16 protein-coding genes are annotated in these 20,275 nt (G+C 71.2%); all 16 read right to left on the reverse strand.

The window, feature by feature from the left end; genetic code table 11:
* Nucleotides 1-53: 53 nt before the first annotated feature.
* Nucleotides 54-1,106 (reverse strand): 2-oxoacid:ferredoxin oxidoreductase subunit beta, encoded by a 1,053-nt coding sequence (locus ACEZDE_RS25480; RefSeq protein ID WP_380540281.1) that lies wholly within the window; start codon nucleotides 1,104-1,106, stop codon nucleotides 54-56.
* The gene (locus ACEZDE_RS25485) at nucleotides 1,103-3,013 is read right to left on the reverse strand and encodes a 2-oxoacid:acceptor oxidoreductase subunit alpha (protein ID WP_380540284.1); all 1,911 of its coding nucleotides are present in this window, start codon (nucleotides 3,011-3,013) and stop codon (nucleotides 1,103-1,105) included. The genes ACEZDE_RS25480 and ACEZDE_RS25485 overlap by 4 nt, the downstream gene beginning before the upstream one ends.
* Nucleotides 3,014-3,154: 141 nt before the next feature.
* The gene (locus ACEZDE_RS25490) at nucleotides 3,155-3,814 is read right to left on the reverse strand and encodes a response regulator transcription factor (protein ID WP_380540504.1); all 660 of its coding nucleotides are present in this window, start codon (nucleotides 3,812-3,814) and stop codon (nucleotides 3,155-3,157) included.
* Between the two features lie 55 nt (nucleotides 3,815-3,869).
* Nucleotides 3,870-4,895 (reverse strand): polyprenyl synthetase family protein, encoded by a 1,026-nt coding sequence (locus ACEZDE_RS25495; protein WP_380540288.1) that lies wholly within the window; start codon nucleotides 4,893-4,895, stop codon nucleotides 3,870-3,872.
* Nucleotides 4,896-5,017: 122 nt separating this feature from the next.
* Nucleotides 5,018-6,679: an NADH-quinone oxidoreductase subunit NuoN gene (gene nuoN / locus ACEZDE_RS25500; protein ID WP_380540291.1), complete on the reverse strand. Its 1,662-nt coding sequence runs from the start codon at nucleotides 6,677-6,679 to the stop codon at nucleotides 5,018-5,020.
* Nucleotides 6,676-8,379, reverse strand: a complete 1,704-nt coding sequence (locus ACEZDE_RS25505) for an NADH-quinone oxidoreductase subunit M (protein WP_380540294.1) — start codon at nucleotides 8,377-8,379, stop codon at nucleotides 6,676-6,678. Before ACEZDE_RS25505 ends, nuoN begins: the two co-directional genes overlap by 4 nt.
* A complete protein-coding gene (gene nuoL, locus ACEZDE_RS25510; protein WP_380540297.1) occupies nucleotides 8,376-10,271 on the reverse strand; it encodes an NADH-quinone oxidoreductase subunit L in 1,896 nt (631 codons plus the stop codon). The genes ACEZDE_RS25505 and nuoL overlap by 4 nt, the downstream gene beginning before the upstream one ends.
* 19 nt (nucleotides 10,272-10,290) lie before the next feature.
* Nucleotides 10,291-10,590 (reverse strand): NADH-quinone oxidoreductase subunit NuoK, encoded by a 300-nt coding sequence (gene nuoK / locus ACEZDE_RS25515; protein WP_030261239.1) that lies wholly within the window; start codon nucleotides 10,588-10,590, stop codon nucleotides 10,291-10,293.
* Complete coding sequence (locus ACEZDE_RS25520) at nucleotides 10,587-11,468, reverse strand: NADH-quinone oxidoreductase subunit J (RefSeq protein WP_380540300.1); 882 nt, start codon at nucleotides 11,466-11,468, stop codon at nucleotides 10,587-10,589. The genes nuoK and ACEZDE_RS25520 overlap by 4 nt, the downstream gene beginning before the upstream one ends.
* Complete coding sequence (nuoI, locus tag ACEZDE_RS25525) at nucleotides 11,465-12,046, reverse strand: NADH-quinone oxidoreductase subunit NuoI (RefSeq protein WP_380540303.1); 582 nt, start codon at nucleotides 12,044-12,046, stop codon at nucleotides 11,465-11,467. The genes ACEZDE_RS25520 and nuoI overlap by 4 nt, the downstream gene beginning before the upstream one ends.
* A complete protein-coding gene (nuoH, locus tag ACEZDE_RS25530; RefSeq protein ID WP_380540305.1) occupies nucleotides 12,039-13,370 on the reverse strand; it encodes an NADH-quinone oxidoreductase subunit NuoH in 1,332 nt (443 codons plus the stop codon). Before nuoH ends, nuoI begins: the two co-directional genes overlap by 8 nt.
* Entirely contained in the window at nucleotides 13,370-15,922 is a 2,553-nt protein-coding gene (locus ACEZDE_RS25535; RefSeq protein WP_380540308.1) for an NADH-quinone oxidoreductase subunit G, read from the reverse strand. The genes nuoH and ACEZDE_RS25535 overlap by 1 nt, the downstream gene beginning before the upstream one ends.
* Nucleotides 15,919-17,295: an NADH-quinone oxidoreductase subunit NuoF gene (nuoF, locus tag ACEZDE_RS25540; RefSeq protein ID WP_380540311.1), complete on the reverse strand. Its 1,377-nt coding sequence runs from the start codon at nucleotides 17,293-17,295 to the stop codon at nucleotides 15,919-15,921. Before nuoF ends, ACEZDE_RS25535 begins: the two co-directional genes overlap by 4 nt.
* On the reverse strand, nucleotides 17,292-18,206 hold the full coding sequence (nuoE, locus tag ACEZDE_RS25545) for an NADH-quinone oxidoreductase subunit NuoE (RefSeq protein WP_380540314.1): 915 nt from the start codon (nucleotides 18,204-18,206) through the stop codon (nucleotides 17,292-17,294). Before nuoE ends, nuoF begins: the two co-directional genes overlap by 4 nt.
* A complete protein-coding gene (locus ACEZDE_RS25550; protein WP_380540317.1) occupies nucleotides 18,203-19,537 on the reverse strand; it encodes an NADH-quinone oxidoreductase subunit D in 1,335 nt (444 codons plus the stop codon). Before ACEZDE_RS25550 ends, nuoE begins: the two co-directional genes overlap by 4 nt.
* Nucleotides 19,537-20,259, reverse strand: a complete 723-nt coding sequence (locus tag ACEZDE_RS25555) for an NADH-quinone oxidoreductase subunit C (protein ID WP_380540507.1) — start codon at nucleotides 20,257-20,259, stop codon at nucleotides 19,537-19,539. Before ACEZDE_RS25555 ends, ACEZDE_RS25550 begins: the two co-directional genes overlap by 1 nt.
* Nucleotides 20,260-20,275: the final 16 nt, after the last annotated feature.

A 20,275-nucleotide genomic window follows, 5' to 3' on the forward strand; every position in this document is an offset into this window, starting at 1 on the left:
CGGTAAGGGGCGAGGCGGGTTCCTGTCATGCCCGTTTACCGGGAACAGTGCTGTCAGCCCACCGTCCAGGTGTCGGTCCCGGTCAGCAGCGCGGCGAGGTCGCCGGGGCCGCGCTGGGCGACGGCGGCGTCCAACTGCTCCGCCATCTGCCGGTCGTAGACCGGGCGCCGGACGCTGCGCAGCACGCCGATCGGGGTGTGGTGCAGGGTGTCCTGGTCCGCCAGCCGGGTCAGCGCGAAGGCGGTGGTGGGGCTGGCCGCGTGGGCGTCGTGGACCAGCACGTCGGCCCGGTTGGCGTCGGTGACCGGGGCGGTGGACAGGTCGCCGGTGGCCGGGTCGCGGAAGACCCCCTCGCCGCCCTCGGCGCCGAAGACGACCGGCTGCCCGTGCTCCAGCCGGATCAGCGCCATGTCCCGGGTGGCCGGGTCCTTGAGCACCTCGAAGGCGTCGTCGTTGAAGATGTTGCAGTTCTGGTAGATCTCCACCAGCGCGGTGCCCTGGTGCTCGGCCGCCGCCCGCAGCACCGACTGCAGGTGCTTGCGGTCCGAGTCGATGGTCCTGGCGACGAAGGTCGCCTCGGCGCCGACGGCCAGCGAGAGCGGATTGAACGGCGCGTCCAGCGAGCCCATCGGGGTGGACTTGGTGATCTTCCCGATCTCGCTGGTGGGCGAGTACTGGCCCTTGGTCAGCCCGTAGATCCGGTTGTTGAACAGCAGGATCTTCAGGTTGACGTTCCGGCGCAGGGCGTGGATCAGGTGGTTGCCGCCGATCGACAGCGCGTCGCCGTCGCCGGTGACCACCCACACCGACAGGTCGGGGCGCGAGGCGGCCAGGCCGGTGGCGATGGCCGGGGCCCGGCCGTGGATCGAGTGTATCCCGTAGGTGTTCAGGTAGTACGGGAACCGCGAGGAGCAGCCGATGCCGGAGACGAAGCAGATGTTCTCCCGGGCCAGGCCCAGCTCCGGCAGGAAGGACTGCACCGCGGCCAGGATGGCGTAGTCGCCGCAGCCGGGGCACCAGCGGACCTCCTGGTCGGACTTGAAGTCCTTGAGGGTCTGCAGGGCCGCGGCCTTGGGGACCAGGTTCAGCAACGGGTTCTCGATCACCGCAGTCCGCCTTCGGCAAGTTGGGCCAGTTGCAGGGTCAGCGCGTCGGCGAGCTGCTCGGCCTTGAAGGGCAGCCCGGTGACCTGGGTGAACGACTGGACGTCGACCAGGTACCTGGCCCGCAGCAGGTGCGCCAGCTGGCCCAGGTTCATCTCCGGCACCAGCACCCGGTCGTAGCGGGCCAGGATCTCGCCGAGGTTGGCCGGGAACGGGTTGAGGTGCCGCAGGTGCGCCTGGGCCACCTCACCGCCGGCCGCCCGGATCCGGCGCACCCCGGCCGCGATCGGGCCGTAGGTCGAGCCCCAGCCCAGCACCAGCAGCCGGGCCGCGCCGGACGGGTCGTCCACGGTCAGCCCGGGGACGGCGATGCCGTCCACCTTGGCCTGCCGGGTCCGGACCATGTGGTCGTGGTTGGCCGGGTCGTAGGAGATGTTGCCGGTGCCGTCCTGCTTCTCGATCCCGCCGACCCGGTGCTCCAGGCCCGGGGTGCCGGGCACCGCCCAGGGCCGGGCCAGGGTCTGCGGATCGCGCAGGTAGGGCCAGAACGAGCCGTCGGGACGGTTCGGCTCGGTGGCGAACTCCACGCTCAGGTCCGGCAGTTCGGGCAGCTCAGGGATGCGCCAGGGCTCGGAGCCGTTGGCCAGGTAGCCGTCCGAGAGCAGGAACACCGGGGTGCGGTAGGTCAGCGCGATCCGGGCCGCCTCCAGCGCGGCGGTGAAGCAGTCCGCGGCGGTGGCCGGGGCGACCACCGGCACCGGCGCCTCGCCGTTGCGGCCGTACATCGCCTGCAGCAGGTCGGCCTGCTCGGTCTTGGTCGGCAGCCCGGTGGACGGGCCGCCGCGCTGGATGTCGATGATCAGCAGCGGCAGTTCCAGCGACACCGCGAGGCCGATGGTCTCGGACTTCAGCGCCACCCCGGGGCCGGAGGTGGTGGTCGCGCCCAGCGCGCCGCCGAAGGCCGCGCCCAGGGCCGCGCCGATCCCGGCGATCTCGTCCTCGGCCTGGAAGGTCCGCACGCCGAAGTTCTTGTGCTTGGACAGCTCGTGCAGGATGTCCGAGGCCGGGGTGATCGGGTACGAGCCGAGGAACAGCGGCAGCCCGGACAGCCGCGAGGCCGCGACCAGGCCGTAGGACAGCGCCAGGTTCCCGGAGATGTTGCGGTAGCGGCCCGCCGGGAAGGCCGCGCTGGCCGGGGCGACCTGGTAGGAGACCGCGAAGTCCTCGGTGGTCTCGCCGTAGTTCCAGCCCGCCTTGAAGGCCAGCACATTGGCCTCGGCGATCTCCGGCTTCTTGGCGAACTTGGCGCGCAGGAAGCGCTCGGTGCCCTCGGTCGGGCGGTGGTACATCCAGCTGAGCAGGCCCAGCGCGAACATGTTCTTGGCCCGCTCGGCGTCCTTGCGGGCCAGCCCGGAGTCCTTCAGCGCCTCCACCGTCAGCGTGGTCAGCGCGACCCGGTGCACCGAGTAGCCGTCCAGCGAGCCGTCCTCCAGCGGGTCCGCCGCGTAGCCCACCTTGGCCAGCGCGCGCTTGGTGAACTCGTCGGTGTTGACGATGAGTTCGGCGCCGCGCGGGACGTCGCCCAGATTCGCCATCAGCGCCGCCGGGTTCATCGCCACCAGCACGTCGGGGGCGTCGCCCGGGGTGAGGATGTCGTGGTCGGCGAAGTGCAGCTGGAAGCTGGAGACGCCGGGCAGGGTCCCTGCCGGGGCCCGGATCTCGGCCGGGAAGTTGGGCAGCGTGGACAGGTCGTTGCCGAACCCCGCCGTCTCGGTGGTGAACCGGTCGCCGGTCAGCTGCATCCCGTCGCCGGAGTCACCCGCGAAGCGGATCACCACCCGGTCGAGCTGCTGGACCTGCTTGCCGGGCTCGCCGTCCGTGGACTCCGCTACCTCGACCTGACTGGTCACCGGAATGGGCCTCCCTCGCCGCCGTTGCGCTCTCTCCTCGGCATCATAGGCCGGGAAGCTCGAGCCTGGGGTGATGCCGCGTCAAGCCCACTGATCTCGACTTTCAGATTATCTGAATATCCATCAGAAGGGCTGCGGGGATCAGGAGTTCAGATGCGTCAGCACCGCCAGCACGCGCCGGTGGTCGTCCGAGCTCTGGGTCAGCCCGAGCTTCATGAAGATATTGCTGACGTGCTTCTCCACCGCGCCGTCGGAGACCACCAGCTGCTTGGCGATGGCGCTGTTGGTGCGCCCCTCGGCCATCAGCCCGAGCACCTCGCGCTCGCGCGGCGTCAGCCCGTCCAGGACGTCGTGGCGGCGGCTGCGGCCGAGCAGCTGGGCCACCACCTCCGGGTCCAGCGCCGTCCCGCCCTGGGCCACCCGCTGCACCGCGTCGACGAACTCGCGCACCTCGGCGACCCGGTCCTTCAGCAGGTAGCCGACGCCGCGGGTGGAACCGGCCAGCAGTTCGGAGGCGTAGCGCTCCTCGACGTACTGCGACAGCACCAGCGTGCCCACCCCGGGATGCCGCTTCCGCAGCTCCACACAGGCCCGTACGCCCTCGTCGGTGTGGGTCGGGGGCATCCGGACGTCGGCCACCACCACGTCCGGCAGAGCGGCCTCGGCGGCCAGCCGCCCGATCACCGCGAGCAGCTCCTCGCCGTCGCCGACCCCGGCCACCACCTCAAGACCGCGGTCGGTGAGCAGCCTGGTCAGGCCCTCCCGCAGCAGCACCGAATCCTCGGCGATGACCACCCTCAGCACGTCGCGCCCTCCCCCTTGTTGTCCGGTGCCGCACAGACGACCTGTCCGGTGACTACATGGTGCGCAGCGCCACCGCGTCGCAGAGGCCCTCCAGGGCCGACTTCGCCGGGCAGTCCGGCAGCGGGGCGAGCAGCGCCCTGGCCTCCTCCGCGTAGCGCAGGGTGGCCTCGCGGGCCTCGGCCAGCGCCGGGTGGGCCCGGAACAGCGCCAGCGCCTCCGCGTGCCGCCGGTCGGCGGTCGGGTCGTCGGCCGGGAAGCCCTGGCCGAGCAGCTCGCGCAGCCGCAGGTCGCCCGGGACGGACGGGTCCGGCGCGGACGCGTGCAGCAGCAGCACCGGCAGCGTCGGCACGCCCTCGCGCAGGTCGGTGCCCGGGGTCTTGCCGGACTCGTGGCTGTCGCTGGTGATGTCCAGCAGGTCGTCGGCGATCTGGAAGGCGCTGCCGATCCGCTCGCCGTACTGGGTGACGATCTCGACCACCCAGCGGTCCGCGCCCGCGGTCAGCGCGCCGAGGTGCCCGGCCACGGCGATCAGCGAGCCGGTCTTGCCGGAGATGACGTCCAGGTAGTGCTGGACCGGGTCGTCCTCGGGGCGCGGGCCCGCGGTCTCCAGGATCTGACCGGTCACCAGCCGCTCGAACGCATCGGCCTGCAGCCGGACCGCCTCCGGGCCGAGGTCGGCGAGGATCTTGGACGCGCGGGAGAACAGGAAGTCGCCGGTGAGGATGGCCACCGAGTTGTCCCAGCGGGCGTTGGCGCTGGGCGCGCCGCGCCGCATCGCCGCCTCGTCCATCACGTCGTCGTGGTAGAGCGTGGCCAGGTGGGTGAGCTCGACCACCACGGCGGAGGGGATCACCCCGGGCGCGTTGGGATCGCCGAACTGCGCGGCAAGCAGCACCAGCAGCGGACGCAGCCGCTTGCCGCCGGCGTCCTTGAGGTGCTGGGCGGTCACCGTGATGAACGGGACGTCGCTCTTGGTCGCCTCGCACAGCGCCTGTTCGACGGCGGCGATGCCGATCTGGACGTCCGCTTCCAGCGCGTGGTCCAGCACGCTCAGCCCGAAGGGCCCCACGACGGTCACCGGGAACTCTCCTGTCACTGGTCGGTCGCTCGTTGCGGCTTGCCGCAGCCTTCCTGTGCAGCGTATCCGGTCGGCAGACGATCACTGCGCCTGCCCGGCGTGCCGGGCAGGCGCAGCACGCCTCAGCGGACGAACAGGGACGCCTGGTCGGCCAGGTACAGGAAGTACTGCGGCAGGATGCCCAGCCCCAGCGTCACCAGGACGCCCAGGGCGATCGCGGTGGCGGTGAAGGCGCTGGGGACCGCGACCGTGGGCCCGTTGGGCTGCGGGTCGGAGAAGAACATCAGCACGATCACCCGGATGTAGAAGAACGCGGCGACCGCCGAGGACAGCACACCGACGATCACCAGCGGGGTGGCCCCGCTGCCCGCCGCGGCCTGGAAGACCGCGAACTTCCCGGCGAATCCGCTGGTCAGCGGGATGCCCGCGAAGGCCAGCAGAAACAGCGCGAAGGTCGCCGCGACCAGTGGCGACCGCCGCCCCAGACCGGCCCAGCGGGAGAGGTGGGTCGCCTCGCCGCCCGCGTCGCGGACCAGGGTGACCACGGCGAAGGCGCCGAGGGTCACGAAGGAGTACGCGCCGAGGTAGAACAGCACCGCCCCGAGGCCCTGCTTGTCCATCGCGATCACGCCGGTGAGGATGAACCCCGCGTGCGCGATCGAGGAGTAGGCGAGCAGCCGCTTCACGTCGGTCTGGGTGACCGCGATGATCGCGCCGACCGTCATGGTGAGGATCGCCACACCCCACATCACCGGGCGCCAGTCCCAGGTCAGGCCGGGGAAGGCCACGTAGAGCAGCCGCAGCAGCGCGCCGAAGCCGGCCACCTTGGTGGCCGAGGCCATGAAGCCGGTGACCGGGGTCGGCGCGCCCTGGTAGACGTCCGGGGTCCAGGCGTGGAACGGGACCGCGCCGACCTTGAACAGCAGGCCGACGCCCAGCATGGCCAGGCCGATCAGCAGCAGCGCGTCGTTGCCGGTGGTGTTGGCCAGCGTCGGGGTCGGCGCGGCGGTGCCGGAGACCACGTCGGCGATGCCGCCGAGCGAGACCGTGCCCGCGTAGCCGTAGAGCAGGGCCAGACCGAACAGGAAGAAGGCCGAGGAGAACGCCCCGAGCAGGAAGTACTTCACCGCCGCCTCCTGCGAGAGCAGCCGGCGGCGCCGGGCCAGCGCGCAGAGCAGGTAGAGCGGCAGCGAGAAGACCTCAAGCGCCACGAACATGGTCAGCAGGTCGCTCGCGGCCGGGAACAGCAGCATCCCGCCGACCGCGAACATGGTGAGCGGGAAGACCTCGGTGGTGGCGAAGCCGGAGCGGACGGCGGACTTCTCCGCGTCGCTGCCGGGGACGGCCGCAGCCTGCGGGGCGAAGGCGTCCACCGCGGCGCCGGTCGAGGAGCGCGGTTCCAGCCTGCGCTCGGCGAAGCCCAGCACCGCGACGACCGCGACCAGCAGGATCACGCCGTCCAGGAACAGCGAGGGTCCGTCGACCGCGACCGCGCCCATCGCAGCGAGGTGCGCCTTGTCGGTGGCGTACCCGTCGGCGGCGAGCACCACGATCGCCACGAACGAGGCGATCAGGCCGGCCAGCGCGATGCCGATCTGCGCCCAGTAGCGGTTCCGCCGGGGCAGGAACGCCTCGGCCAGGATGCCCAGGGCCGCCGCGCCGAAGACGATCAGCATCGGCGACAGCTGGGAGTACTCGATGTGCGGGGCCGGGATGCTCGCCGTCCCGCTGGTGTCGGCGGCGAGCGTCCACAGGCTGTGGACGACGGTGGGTGCGGCGCTCACTGGCCACCTCCGTTAGTGGTGGACGCCGACTGCGCCAGCGGCGCCGGGTGCGGCGGGGCCGGGTCGGTGCGCTGGACGTCGGACAGGGTGGCCCGGACCGCCGGGTTGATGATGTTCGTGATCGGCTTGGGGAAGACGCCGAGCAGCAGCAGCAGCGCGATCAGCGGGGTCACCACGACCAGCTCACGGGCCCTCAGGTCCTTGAAGCCGGCCACTGCGGGGGCCACCGGTCCGGTCATCGTGCGCTGGTAGAGCACCAGGACGTAGAGCGCGGCCAGGACGATGCCCACGGTGGCGACGATCCCGATCACCGGGTAGCGGGTGAAGGTGCCGACCAGGACCAGGAACTCGCTGACAAACGGCGCCAGGCCGGGCAGCGAGAGGGTGGCCAGGCCGCCGATCATGAACGTCCCGGCGAGCACCGGGGCGACCTTCTGCACGCCGCCGTAGTCGGCGATCATCCTGCTGCCCCGACGGGACATCAGGAAGCCGACCACCAGCAGCAGCGCGGCGGTGGAGATGCCGTGGTTGACCATGTAGAGGGTCGCGCCGGACTGGCCCTGGCTGGTCATCGCGAAGATGCCCATGATGATGAAGCCGAAGTGGGACAGCGAGGCGTAGGCGATCAGGCGCTTGATGTCCTTCTGGCCCACCGCCAGCAGCGCGCCGTAGATGATCCCGATCACCGAGAGCACCAGGATCGCCGGGGCGAAGGTCTTCGAGGCCTGCGGGAACAGCTGGATGCAGAACCGCAGCATCGCGTAGGTGCCGACCTTGTCGACCACCGCGGTGATCAGCACCGCGACTCCGGCGGTGGACTCCCCCATGGCGTTGGGCAGCCAGGTGTGGAACGGCCACAGCGGGGCCTTCACTGCGAAGGCGAACATGAAGCCCAGGAACAGCGCGTTCTCGGCGGTGCCGGAGAAGTGCAGCTTCCCGGAGGCCAGCGCCTGGGTGATGGTGGAGAGGTCGAAGCTGCCGTGGCCGCCGGTGCCGACGCCCTGCTGCGCGGTGATGACGTAGAGGCCGATCACCGCGGCCAGCATGATCAGGCCGCCGAGCAGGTTGTAGAGCAGGAACTTCACCGCGGCGTAGGAGCGCTGGCGGGCGTCCTCGCCGTGGGTGCGGTCGCCGAAGCCGCCGATCAGGAAGTACATCGGGATCAGCATGGCTTCGAAGAAGACGTAGAACAGGAAGACGTCGGTGGCCTCGAAGGAGAGGATCACCATCGCCTCCACCGCCAGGATCAGCGCGAAGAAGCCCTGGGTGCGGCGGCTGCGCTCGAACGTCCCCTGGTCGTTGATCGGAAGGAGTGGGGCGGAGCCCCCCGGATAGGGGTGGTGGTCGGGCGAAGGGTAGGCCGGGTCGGCGTCGTGCCAGGAGGCCAGCATCACCATCGGCACCAGCACCGCGGTGAGCAGGATCAGCACCACCGCGATCCCGTCCACGCCGACGCTGTAGCCGACGCCGAAGTCGGCGATCCAGGCGTGGTACTCGGTCATCTGGTAGCGCGCGCCACCGGGCTTGAAGCGGATCGCCACGATCGCCGCCAGCACCAGGGTGAGCACCGAAAGACCCAGCGGCACGGCCTTGTTGAGGTCGCGTCGGCGGGCGCTGGTAGCCGCGGGCAGCGCGGCGGTGAGGACCGCGCCGACCGCGGGCAGCGCGGCCGCGACGGTGAGCAGAGGGAAGGAGCTCATGCCATCCTCATCAGGAGAGTCGTGGCGACCAGCACCAGCGCACCGCCGAACATCGACAGCGCGTAGGAGCGGACATAGCCGTTCTGGAGCTTGCGCATCCGCCCCGACGTGCCGCCGACCGCGGCGGACACGCTGTTGACGATGCCGTCGAAGCCCTTGGCGTCCAGGTAGACCAGGAAGCGGGTGAGGTGGGTGCCGCCGCCGACCAGGACCACGTGGTTGAAGTCGTCCTGGAGCAGGTCGCGGCGCGCGGCCCGGGTGAGCGCCGAGCCGACCGGCGCGGTGGCCGGGACCGGCTGCCGTCCGTAGAGCAGCCAGGCGATGGCGACGCCGATGACGATCACCACCATGGTGACGATCGAGACCGTGGTCGAGCCGAGGGGGGAGTTGCCCTCCTCATGGCCGGTGACCGGGGTCAGCCACTTCACGAAGGAGCTGTTCCAGTTGAACAGGAAGCCGGCGCAGACCGAGCCGACGGCCAGCACCGCCATCGGGATGCCCATGGTCTTCGGCGACTCGTGCGGATGCGGCTCATGGCCCTCGGCGTCGGGGACCCAGCGCTTCTCGCCGAAGAAGGTCATCAGCATCACCCGGGTCATGTAGAACGCGGTGACCGCGGCGCCGACCAGGGCGGCCGTGCCGAGGATCCAGCCCTCGGCGCCGCCGTGGCCGAAGGCCGCGTCGATGATCTTGTCCTTGGAGTAGAAGCCGGACAGGCCGGGGAAGCCGATGATCGCCAGGTAGCCGAGGCCGAAGGTGACGAAGGTCAGCGGCATGTACTTCCGCAGGCCGCCGTAGGCGCGCATGTCGACCTCGTCGTTCATGCCGTGCATCACCGAGCCGGCCCCGAGGAACAGGCCGGCCTTGAAGAAGCCGTGGGTGACCAGGTGCATGATCGCGAAGACGTAGCCGATCGGGCCGAGCCCGGCGGCCATCACCATGTAGCCGATCTGCGACATGGTCGACCCGGCCAGCGCCTTCTTGATGTCGTCCTTGGCGCAACCGACGATGGCGCCGAACAGCAGCGTCACCGCGCCCACGCACACCGTCGCCAGCTGGGCGGTCGGCGCCAGGTTGAAGATCGCGCTGGAGCGGACGATCAGGTAGACGCCCGCGGTGACCATGGTCGCCGCGTGGATCAGGGCCGAGACCGGGGTCGGGCCCTCCATCGCGTCCCCGAGCCAGGACTGCAGCGGCACCTGCGCCGACTTGCCGCAGGCGGCCAGCAGCAGCATCAGCCCGATGCCGGTCAGCGTGGCCTGGGAGGCGGTGTGCGCGGTGGCGAACACCGGGCCGAAGGCGAAGCTGCCGAAGGTGCTGAACATCAGCATGATCGCGACCGAGAGGCCGATGTCGCCGACCCGGTTGACCAGGAACGCCTTCTTGGCGGCGGTGGCCGCGCTGGGCTTGTGCTGCCAGAACCCGATCAGCAGGTACGAGGCCAGGCCCACGCCCTCCCAGCCCATGTACAGCAGCAGGTAGTTGTCGGCCAGGACCAGCAGCAGCATCGCCGCCAGGAAGAGGTTCAGGTAGGCGAAGAAGCGCCGCCGCCGCTCGTCGTGGGCCATGTAGCCCACCGAGTAGAGGTGGATCAGCGATCCCACGCCGGTGATCAGCAGCACGAAGACGACCGAGAGCTGGTCGAGTTGGAAGCCGACCTGCGCCTGGAAGCCCTCGACCGGCACCCAGGTGAAGAGGTGGTTGTGGATCGGCCGGGCGTCGGTCGAGCGCCCCAGCATCGAGAAGAACAGCACGAGCCCCACGGCGAAGGACGCGGTGGAGGCGAGGACGCCCAGCCAGTGGCCGAAGCGGTCCAGACGGCGACCGCCGAGCAGGAGCACGGTCGCTCCGGCCAGGGGTAGCCCAACCAGTACGGGGATGAGATTGTCCACGGTCAGTCAGCCTCCGCCGCTACAGCTTCATGAGGTTGGTGTCGTCGACCGAGGCCGAGTGACGGGTGCGGAAGACACTCACGATGATCGCGAGACCGACGACGACCTCGGCCGCGGCGACCACCATGGTGAAGAAGGCGATGATCTGACCGTCCAGGTTGCCGTGCAGCCGGGAGAAGGTGACCAGGGCCAGGTTGGACGCGTTCAGCATCAGCTCGACGCACATGAACAGCACGATCGCGTTGCGCCGGACCAGCACGCCGGTGGCGCCGATGGTGAACAGCAGCGCGGCCAGGTAGAGGTAGTTGACGGGGTTCATTCGCTCTCCTCCACCGTCGCCGCAGGGGTGTTGATGTTGGCCAGCTCGGTGCTGGTGCGCGGCTTCGGCGTCTTGCGGCCGAGGTACCCGGCCGTGGACTGCTCCAGCTCGCCCATCCGGTGCACCAGGTCCCCGCTGACGTCCCGCATCTGGCCGCGGGCCCGCAGCGTCGGGTTGACCGACAGCTCGGACAGCGAGCCGTCCGGCAGCAGCCCCGGCACGTCCACCGCGTTGTGCCGGGCGTAGACGCCGGGCGCGGGCAGCGGGGTGACCTGGGTGCCCAGCCGGACCCGCTGCTCGGCCAGCTCGCGCTGGCTCTGCCGCTCCTCGGTGTGCTCACGGTGCGTCAGCACCATGGCCCCGATCGCGGCGGTGATCAGCAGCGCGCCGGTGACCTCGAAGGCCCAGACGTACTTGGTGAAGATCAGCACGGCCAGGCCCTGGACGTTGCCGCCGGCCTTGGCGTTGGCCGCGCCGGTGCCGGTGAAGGTGCGCAGCTTGGCGTTGACGATCCCGGCGCAGAGCAGCACGCCGAAGCCGATCCCGGCGACCACGGCGGCGATCCGCTGGCCCTTGAGCGCGTCCTTCACGGTGTCCTCGCCGGAGACGCCGACCAGCATCACCACGAACAGGAACAGCATCATGATCGCGCCGGTGTAGACCACGATCTGGACGATGCCCAGGAAGACCGCGCCCTCGGCCATGTAGCAGACCGCCAGCGCGATCATCGTCCCGGCCAGGCAGAGCGCCGAGTGCACCGCCTTGCGGCAGAGCACCATGCCCAGCGCCCCGGCGACCGCGATCACCGCGAGGATCCAGAACTGGACCGCCTCCCCGGTGGACGCGGCCCCGGTGAGGGGGGTGGCGAGCGCCGTCATGCGGTCGCCTCCTCTGTGTCGGGGGCGGTCTCGCCCTTGCTGACCGCGACCTGACGGACCGTGCCCGGGGCGGCCTCGGTGACCAGGCCCCGGTAGTAGTCGCCCTCGTCGGTGCCCGGGAAGATCGAGTGCGGCGAGTCGACCATGCCCTCGGTCAGGCCCGCGAGCAGCTGCTCCTTGGTGAAGATCAGCGACTCGCGGCTGCTGTCGGCGAGCTCGTACTCGTTGGTCATGGTCAGAGCCCTGGTCGGGCAGGCTTCGATGCAGAGCCCGCAGAGGATGCAGCGGGCGTAGTTGATCTGGTAGACCCGGCCGTAGCGCTCCCCCGGGGAGTAGCGCTCCTCGTCGGTGTTGTCGGCGCCCTCGACGTAGATCGCGTCCGCCGGGCAGGCCCAGGCGCACAGCTCGCAGCCGACGCACTTCTCCAGCCCGTCCGGGTGCCGGTTGAGCTGGTGCCGGCCGTGGAAGCGGGGCGCGGTGGGCTTCTTGTACTCCGGGTACTGCTCGGTGAGCCGCTTCTTGAACATGGCCGTGAAGGTCACGCCGAAGCCTGCGGCCGGTCCCAACATGTCAGGCATCGTCATCCGCTCCCTTCAGAGCTGCAACGGTTTCCTCGGTACGGGAGCGCCGGCGCGGGACCGGCGGCAGCTGCTGGCCCGGCAGCGGCGGGACGGGGAAGCCGCCCGCCATCGGGTCGAAGTCCGCCGGGTCCGCTGCCGCGACCGGCTCAGGCTTCCTGCGGAGCGAGTCCCAGAGGATCGAGAGCAGCAGCAGGACCACCACCGCGCCACCGATGTACAGGGCGTTCTGGCCGAAGCTGTAGCCCTGGTTCCGCAGCGCGCGGAAGGTGGCGACCATCACCAGCCAGACCAGCGAGACCGGGATCAGGACCTTCCAGCCCAGCTTCATGAACTGGTCGTAGCGCAGCCGGGGCAGCGTGCCGCGGAGCCAGATGAAGAAGAACAGCAGCAGCTGGATCTTGACGATGATCCAGATCATCGGGAACCAGCCGTGGTTGGCCCCGGCCCAGAAGGTGCTGATCGGCCAGGGGGCACGCCAGCCGCCGAGGAACAGCACCGAGGCGACCGCGGAGACGGTGACCATGTTGATGTACTCGGCCAGCATGAACATCGCGAACTTCAGCGAGGAGTACTCGGTGTTGAAGCCGCCGACCAGCTCGCCCTCGGCCTCGGGGAGGTCGAAGGGGGCGCGGTTGGTCTCACCGACCATCGAGATGATGTAGATCACGAAGCTGACCGGCAGCAGGCAGACGAACCAGGTGTGCGCCTGCGCGTCGACGATGCCGGAGGTCGACATCGTCCCGGAGTAGATGAACACCGCCGCGAAGGACAGGCCCATGGCGATCTCGTAGGAGATCACCTGCGCGGCCGAGCGCAGCCCGCCGAGCAGCGGGTAGGTCGAGCCGGAGGCCCAGCCCGCCAGCACGATGCCGTACACCCCGACCGAGGCGGCGGCGAGGATGTAGAGCATCGCCACCGGCAGGTCGGTCAGCTGCATGGTGGTGCGGGTGCCGAAGATGCTGATCTCGTGGTCGGCCGGGCCGAACGGGATCACCGCGACCGCCAGGAAGGCCGGGATCGCCGAGATCACCGGTGCCAGGATGAACACCACCTTGTCGGAGGCGGTCACCACCAGGTCTTCCTTGAGCGCGAGCTTCACGCCGTCGGCGAGGCTCTGCAGCATGCCCCAGGGGCCGTGCCGGTTGGGGCCGATCCGCAGCTGCATCCAGGCGACGACCTTGCGCTCCCAGACGATCGCCACCAGCACGGTCACCAGCAGGAAGGCGAAGCAGAACACCGCCTTGAGGAGGACCATCCACCACGGGTCGGTCCCGAACACCGTCAGGTCCTCACTGGCGAGGAGAACTCCCTGCGGGGCCATCAGTTGCCCCCTTCGTAAGTGGTGGCGGGGTCGTGGGTTCCACGCAGCGCCGGGGCCAGGGGGTCAGCGGCGGCCCCGGGCTGCGCGGCGGCCTGGCTGAGGCCCACCACCCGGCCGGGCACCGCGCCGAGGGCGCGGAACGCGCCGCCGGGGGTGGAGTTGAGCGGGATCCAGACCACCCGGTCGGGCAGGTCGGGGGTGAGCACCAGCGGCAGCGTGACCGTGCCGGCCGGTCCGGAGACGGTGAGCGGCGCGCCCTCGGCGATGCCGACCTCGGCGGCGGTGGCCGGCGAGAGCCGGGCGACCGCCGGGTGCCGGGTGCCGGCCAGCGCGGTGTCGCCGTCCTGCAGCGAGCCGTGGTCCAGCAGTTGGCGCCAGCCGCCGAGCACCGCCTCGCCCGCGGTCGGCCGCGGCAGCGGCCGGGCCGGCTCGGACGGGGCCTCGGCCCGCTCGCCGGTCCAGCCGCCCAGGGCGTCCAGCTCGCGGCGGGCGGCAGTGGTGTCCGGCAGGCCCAGCGGCACGCCCAGGGCGTCCGCCAGCATCTGCAGCACCCGCAGGTCGCTGGACAGGTGACGGCGGGTCAGCTGGTCGGCCTTCAGCGCGGGCTCGAACAGCCGGACCCGGCCCTCCCAGTCCAGGAAGGTACCGGCCTTCTCGGCCACCGCGGCGACCGGCAGGACCACGTCGGCCCGGTCGGTGACCGCGGAGGGCCGCAGCTCCAGGCTGACCACGAAGCCGACCCGGTCCAGCGCCGCCTCGGCGGCGGCCGGATCGGCCAGGTCGGCCGGGTCCACCCCGCCGACCAGCAGCGCGTCCAGGTCGCCGTTGGCCGCGGCGGTGAGGATGCCGGTGGTGTCGCGGCCGAAGCGCGCGGGCAGCTGCTCCGGGGCGACGCCCCAGACCGCCGCCGTCTGCGCCCGGCTCTCCGGCTCGGTGACCGGGCGTCCGCCGGGCAGCAGGCCCGGCAGCGCGCCGGCCTCGACCGCACCGCGCTCCCCGGCCCGGCGCGGAATCCAGGCCAGCCGGGCCCCGGTGCTGCGGGCCAGCCGGACCGCGGCGCTCAGCGCGCCGGGGACCCCGGCCAGCCGCTCGCCGACGATCAGCACCGCGCCGGGCTCGCGCAGCGCGGCGGCGGCCGCGCCCGCGTCCCCGTCCAGCGGGTCGCCGTCGGCCAGGGCCTCCAGCCACTCCGCCTCGGTGCCGGGGGCCGCCGGGAGCAGCCGCCCGCCGAGCTTGGCCAGCCCGCGGCTGGCGTACGCGGCCACCGAGTAGACCTTGAGCTGCTTGGTCCTGGCGGCCTTGCGGAGCCGCAGGAAGACGATCGGCGACTCCTCCTCCGGCTCGAAGCCGACCAGCAGCGCCGCCGGGGCGGCCTCCAGGTCCTGGTAGCCGGGGCCGGTGCCGTCCAGGTCGACGCCGTGCCCGGCGACCGCGGCGGCCAGGAAGTCGGCCTCCTCCGCGCTGTGCACCCGGGCCCGGAAGTCCACGTCGTTGGTGCCCAGCGCGAGCCGGGCGAACTTGGCGTAGGCGTAGGCGTCCTCGACCGTGGAACGGCCGCCGACCAGCACCCCGGTCCGGCCCCTGACCAGCCCGGCCGCGGCGGCCCGCAGCGCCTCCGGCCAGGAGGCCGGGGCCAGTTCGCCGTCCGCGCCGCGGACCAGCGGGGTCTCCAGCCGCTCCCGCGACTGCGCGTAGCGGAAGCCGAAGCGGCCCTTGTCGCAGGACCACTCCTCGTTCACCGACGGGTCGTCACCGGCCAGCCGGCGCATCACCTTGCCGCGCCGGTGGTCGGTGCGGATCGCGCAGCCGGACGAGCAGTGCTCGCACACGCCGGGCGAGGAGACCAGGTCGAACGGGCGCGAGCGGAACCGGTAGGCGGCCGAGGTCAGCGCGCCCACCGGGCAGATCTGGATGGTGTTGCCGGAGAAGTAGGAGCGGAAGTCGTCCCCGTCGCCGATGCCGACCTGCTCCAGCGCGCCGCGCTCCAGCAGCTCGATGAACGGGTCGCCGGCGATCTGCTCGCTGAACCGGGTGCAGCGCGCACACAGCACACAGCGCTCGCGGTCCAGCAGCACCTGGGTGCTGATCGGCATCGGCTTCTCGTAGGTTCGCTTGACGCCCTCGAACCGGCTGTCGGACTGGCCGTGCGACAGCGCCTGGTTCTGCAGCGGGCACTCGCCGCCCTTGTCGCAGACCGGGCAGTCCAGCGGGTGGTTGATCAGCAGCAGCTCCATCACGCCGTGCTGCGCCTTCTCGGCGACCGGCGAGCTGAGCTGGGTGCGGACCACCATGCCGTCGGTGACCGTCATGGTGCAGGACGCGACCGGCTTGCGCTGGCCCTCGACCTCGACGATGCACTGGCGGCAGGCCCCGACCGGGTCCAGCAGCGGGTGGTCGCAGAAGCGCGGGACCTGGACGCCGACCAGTTCGGCGGCGCGGATGATGAGGGTGCCCTTGGGCACGTGCACCTGCACGCCGTCGATGGTGACGGCGAGCAGCTCCTCGGGTGGTGGAGCCGCCGGCGTCCCGGGGGTGTTGGCCACTGTCGTCATGCGAGCACCCCCTTCTCCTGGGCGGTGGTGTGGGTGGGTACGTGGCCGCGCGGGCCGCGGGCGTCGTCGGCCCAGACCGTGGAGGCGGCCGGGTCGAACGGGCAGCGGCCCTCGCGGAGGTGCTGCTCGTACTCCTCGCGGAAGTACTGCAGCGAGGAGAAGATCGGGCTGGCGGCGCCGTCGCCGAGGGCGCAGAAGGACTTGCCGTTGATGTTGTCGGCGATGTCGTTGAGCTTCTCGAGGTCGCCCTCGACGCCCTTGCCGTCCTCGATCCGGCGCAGCAGCTGGACCAGCCAGTAGGTGCCCTCACGGCAGGGGGTGCACTTGCCGCAGGACTCGTGCGCGTAGAACTCGGTCCACCGGGTCACCGCGCGGACCACGCAGGTGGTCTCGTCGAAGACCTGCAGCGCCTTGGTGCCGAGCATCGACCCGGCCGCGGCGACGCCCTCGTAGTCCAGCGGGACGTCGAGGTGCTGGTCGGTGAACATCGGGGTGGAGGAGCCGCCGGGAGTCCAGAACTTCAGCCGGTGGCCCTCGCGCACCCCGCCGGTCATGTCCAGCAGTTGACGCAGGGTCACCCCGAGCGGGGCCTCGTACTGGCCGGGGTTGGTGACGTGGCCGGAGAGCGAGTAGAGGGTGAAGCCGGGCGACTTCTCGCTGCCCATGCTCCGGAACCACTCCTTGCCCCGGTGCAGGATGCTGGGCACCGAGGCGATCGACTCGACGTTGTTGACCACGGTCGGGCAGGCGTAGAGCCCGGCGATGGCCGGGAACGGCGGACGCAGCCGGGGCTGGCCGCGGCGCCCCTCCAACGAGTCCAGCAGCGCCGTCTCCTCGCCGCAGATGTAGGCGCCGGCCCCGGCGTGGACGGTGATGTCCAGGTCGAAGCCGGAGCCGAGGACGTCCTTGCCGAGGTATCCGGCCTGGTACGCCTCGGCCACGGCGGCCTGCAGCCGGCGCAGCACCGGGACGGTCTCGCCGCGCAGGTAGATGAAGGCGTGGCTGCAGCGGATCGCGTAGCTGGCGATCACCATGCCCTCGATCAGCACGTGCGGGTTGGCGAACAGCAGCGGGATGTCCTTGCAGGTGCCGGGCTCGGACTCGTCCGCGTTCACCACCAGGTAGTGCGGCTTGCCGTCGCCCTGCGGGATGAACTGCCACTTCATCCCGGTGGGGAACCCGGCGCCGCCGCGACCGCGCAGCCCGGCGTCCTTGACCAGCGCGATCACCGCGTCCGGGTCCATCCGCAGGGCCTCGTGCAGGCCCTTGTAACCGTCGTGGCGGCGGTAGGTGTCCAGGGTCCAGGGACGGTCGTCGTCCCAGCTGTCGGACAGGACCGGGGAGAGCAGCTTCTCCGGGTGCTCGGCGGTCACTCCGCGTCTCCTTCCGGGGCGGCGGGGTCCGCGTCGCCGACGGGTCCGGCCGAGTGGGCCGGGTCGGAGGCTGCGGTCTGGGCGGGGGTGTCGGCGTCGTGCGCGCTGGGGGTCTGCTCCGGGCCGGGCGACGCCGTCGCGGCCGGGGTCTCGGCCGACGCGGTGGACCCCTCGTGCCGCGGGGCGACCACGCGGGCGGCGGCCGTCCCCGGCAGGGTCTCGCCGCGGGCCAGCCGCAGGCCGGCCATGGTGGCCGCGCCGCCGGCGCCGGACTCGTGCACCGCGCCCTCGCGCTCGTCCGGGAAGCCGGCCAGGATCCGGGCGGTGTCGCGGAAGCCGCACAGCTTGGCGCCGCGGGTGGGCCGGACGTCCTGGCCGCCCGCGCGCAGGTCGTCGACCAGCTGCCGGGCGCTGTCCGGGGTCTGGTTGTCGAAGAACTCCCAGTTCACCATCACCACCGGCGCGTAGTCGCAGGCGGCGTTGCACTCGATGTGCTCCAGCGAGATCGCGCCGTCCTCGGTGGTCTCGTTGTTGCCGATGCCCAGGTGCTGCTGCAGCTCGGCGAAGATCTGGTCGCCGCCGAGCACCGCGCACAGGGTGTTGGTGCACACACCCACGTGGTACTCGCCGGCCGGGCGGCGCCGGTACATGGTGTAGAAGGTGGCGACCGCGGTGACCTCGGCCGTGGTGAGACCCAACTGCTCGGCGCAGTACCGGATCCCGGTCTTGCTGACGAATCCCTCCTCGGCCTGCACCAGGTGCAGCAGCGGCAGCAGCGCGGAGCGGCTGTCCGGGTAGCGGCCGATCAGCTCGGCCGCGTCCGGGTCCAGCCTGGTCCGCGCCTCGGCCGGGAACGCCTTGGCCGGCAGCTCGGGCAACCCGAGCAGGGTCGGCTCCTGTGATGCAGTCATCGGTCCACGCCTCCCATCACCGGGTCGATCCCGGCCACCGCGACGATGACGTCCGCGACCTGTCCGCCCTCGCACATCGCCGCCATCGACTGCAGGTTCGTGAAGCTGGGGTCGCGGAAGTGCACCCGGTACGGGCGCGTCCCGCCGTCGCTGACGACGTGCACCCCCAGCTCGCCCTTGGGCGACTCCACCGCGACGTAGGCCTGTCCGGCCGGGACGTGGAAGCCCTCGGTGACCAGCTTGAAGTGGTGGATCAGGGCTTCCATCGACTCGCCCATGATGGTGCGGATGTGGTCGAGGGAGTTGCCCATGCCGTCCGGGCCCAGCGACAGCTGCGCGGGCCAAGCGATCTTCTTGTCCGCGACCATGACCGCCCCGGCGCCGCCGCGCAGCTGGTCCAGGCACTGCTCGACGATCCGCAGCGACTGCTCCATCTCGGCCAGCCGGATCAGGAACCGGCCGTAGGAATCGCAACTGTCGGCGGTCGGCACCTCGAACTCGTACTGCTCGTAGCCGCAGTACGGGTCGGACTTGCGCAGGTCGTGCGGCAGGCCGGTGGAGCGCAGGATCGGGCCGGTCGCGCCGAGCGCCATGCAGCCGGCCAGGTCCAGGTAGCCGACGTCCACCAACCGGGCCTTGAACACCGGGTTGTTGGTGGCCAGCTTGTCGTACTCGTGCATCCGCGAGCGCAGCGTCTTCACGCCCTCGCGGATCTGGTCCATCGCGCCGGGCGGCAGATCCTGCGCCAGGCCGCCGGGGCGGACGTAGGCGTGGTTCATCCGCAGACCGGTGACCAGCTCGAAGATGTCGAGGATGATCTCCCGGTCACGGAAGCCATAGATCATCAGCGTGGTGGAGCCGATCTCCATGCCGCCGGTGGCCAGGCAGACCAGGTGCGAGGAGATCCGGTTGAGCTCCATCATCAGCACCCGGATCACGGTCGCCCGCTCCGGGATGTCCTCGGTGATGCCGAGCAGCCGCTCGACCGCCAGGCAGTAGGCGGTCTCGTTGAACAGCGGGGTCAGGTAGTCCATCCGGGTCACGAAGGTCGAACCCTGGGTCCAGTTCCTGAACTCCATGTTCTTCTCGATGCCGGTGTGCAGGTAGCCGATCCCGCACCTGGCCTCGGTGACCGTCTCGCCGTCGATCTCCAGGATCAGCCGCAGCACGCCGTGCGTGGACGGGTGCTGCGGACCCATGTTGACGATGATGCGCTCGTCGTCGGCCTTCGCCGCCGCCGCCACGACCTCGTCCCAGTCGCCACCGGTGACGGTGTAGACCTTGCCCTCGGTGGTCTCCCGGCCCGGGGCCTCCGTGTGTTGAGTCGTCATCAGTTGTACGACCTCCGCTGGTCGGGAGCCGGGATCTGCGCGCCCTTGTACTCGACGGCGATCCCGCCGAGGGGGTAGTCCTTGCGCTGCGGGTGGCCCAGCCAGTCGTCCGGCATCATGATCCGGGTGAGCGCCGGGTGGCCGTCGAAGACGATGCCGAAGAAGTCGTAGGTCTCCCGCTCGTGCCAGTCGTTGGTCGGGTAGACCGCGAAGGTGGACGGGATGTGCGGGTCGTCGTCCGGGGCCGAGGTCTCCACCCGGATCAGCCGGGTGTGGGTGAGCGAGCGCAGGTGGTAGACCGCGTGCAGCTCCCGGCCCTTGTCGCCGGGGTAGTGCACCCCGCTGACGCCGGTGCACAGCTCGAACCGCAGCGCCGGGTCGTCCCGCAGCGTCCGCATCACCGCGACCAGGTGCTCGCGGCGGACGTGGAAGGTGAGCTCGCCGTGCTCGACCACGGTCTTCTCGATCACCGTGCCGGGGAGCAGGTCCTGCTCCTCCAGCGCGCCCTCGAACTCGTCCGCCACCTCGTCGAACCAGCCGTGCCCGTACGGGCGGGGGGTCGGTCCCGGCAGCACGATCGGGCTGACCAGCCGGCCGTAGCCGGAGGTGTCGCCGCTGGGGGCGCCGACGCCGCTGTGCTCACTGGGGTTGGCGCCGCCGAACATGCCGTGCCGGACGCCGACGACCTCAAGCTCGGTGGCTCCGGGGCGCGGGGTCGGCACGCCGCCTTCCTGGCTG

The sequence above is a fragment of the Streptacidiphilus cavernicola genome (assembly GCF_042510955.1).
Taxonomy (GTDB): Bacteria; Actinomycetota; Actinomycetes; order Streptomycetales; family Streptomycetaceae; genus Streptacidiphilus; species Streptacidiphilus cavernicola.

Coding starts and splice junctions, on each gene's coding strand:
- nuoI (WP_380540303.1), bottom strand. CDS start 12,046: ATGCCTGACATGTTGGGACCGGCCGCAGGCTTCGGCGTGACCTTCACG.
- nuoE (WP_380540314.1), bottom strand. CDS start 18,206: ATGACTGCATCACAGGAGCCGACCCTGCTCGGGTTGCCCGAGCTGCCG.
- ACEZDE_RS25550 (WP_380540317.1), bottom strand. CDS start 19,537: ATGACGACTCAACACACGGAGGCCCCGGGCCGGGAGACCACCGAGGGC.
- ACEZDE_RS25505 (WP_380540294.1), bottom strand. CDS start 8,379: ATGAGCTCCTTCCCTCTGCTCACCGTCGCGGCCGCGCTGCCCGCGGTC.
- nuoH (WP_380540305.1), bottom strand. CDS start 13,370: ATGGCCCCGCAGGGAGTTCTCCTCGCCAGTGAGGACCTGACGGTGTTC.
- ACEZDE_RS25535 (WP_380540308.1), bottom strand. CDS start 15,922: ATGACGACAGTGGCCAACACCCCCGGGACGCCGGCGGCTCCACCACCC.
- ACEZDE_RS25520 (WP_380540300.1), bottom strand. CDS start 11,468: ATGACGGCGCTCGCCACCCCCCTCACCGGGGCCGCGTCCACCGGGGAG.
- nuoK (WP_030261239.1), bottom strand. CDS start 10,590: ATGAACCCCGTCAACTACCTCTACCTGGCCGCGCTGCTGTTCACCATC.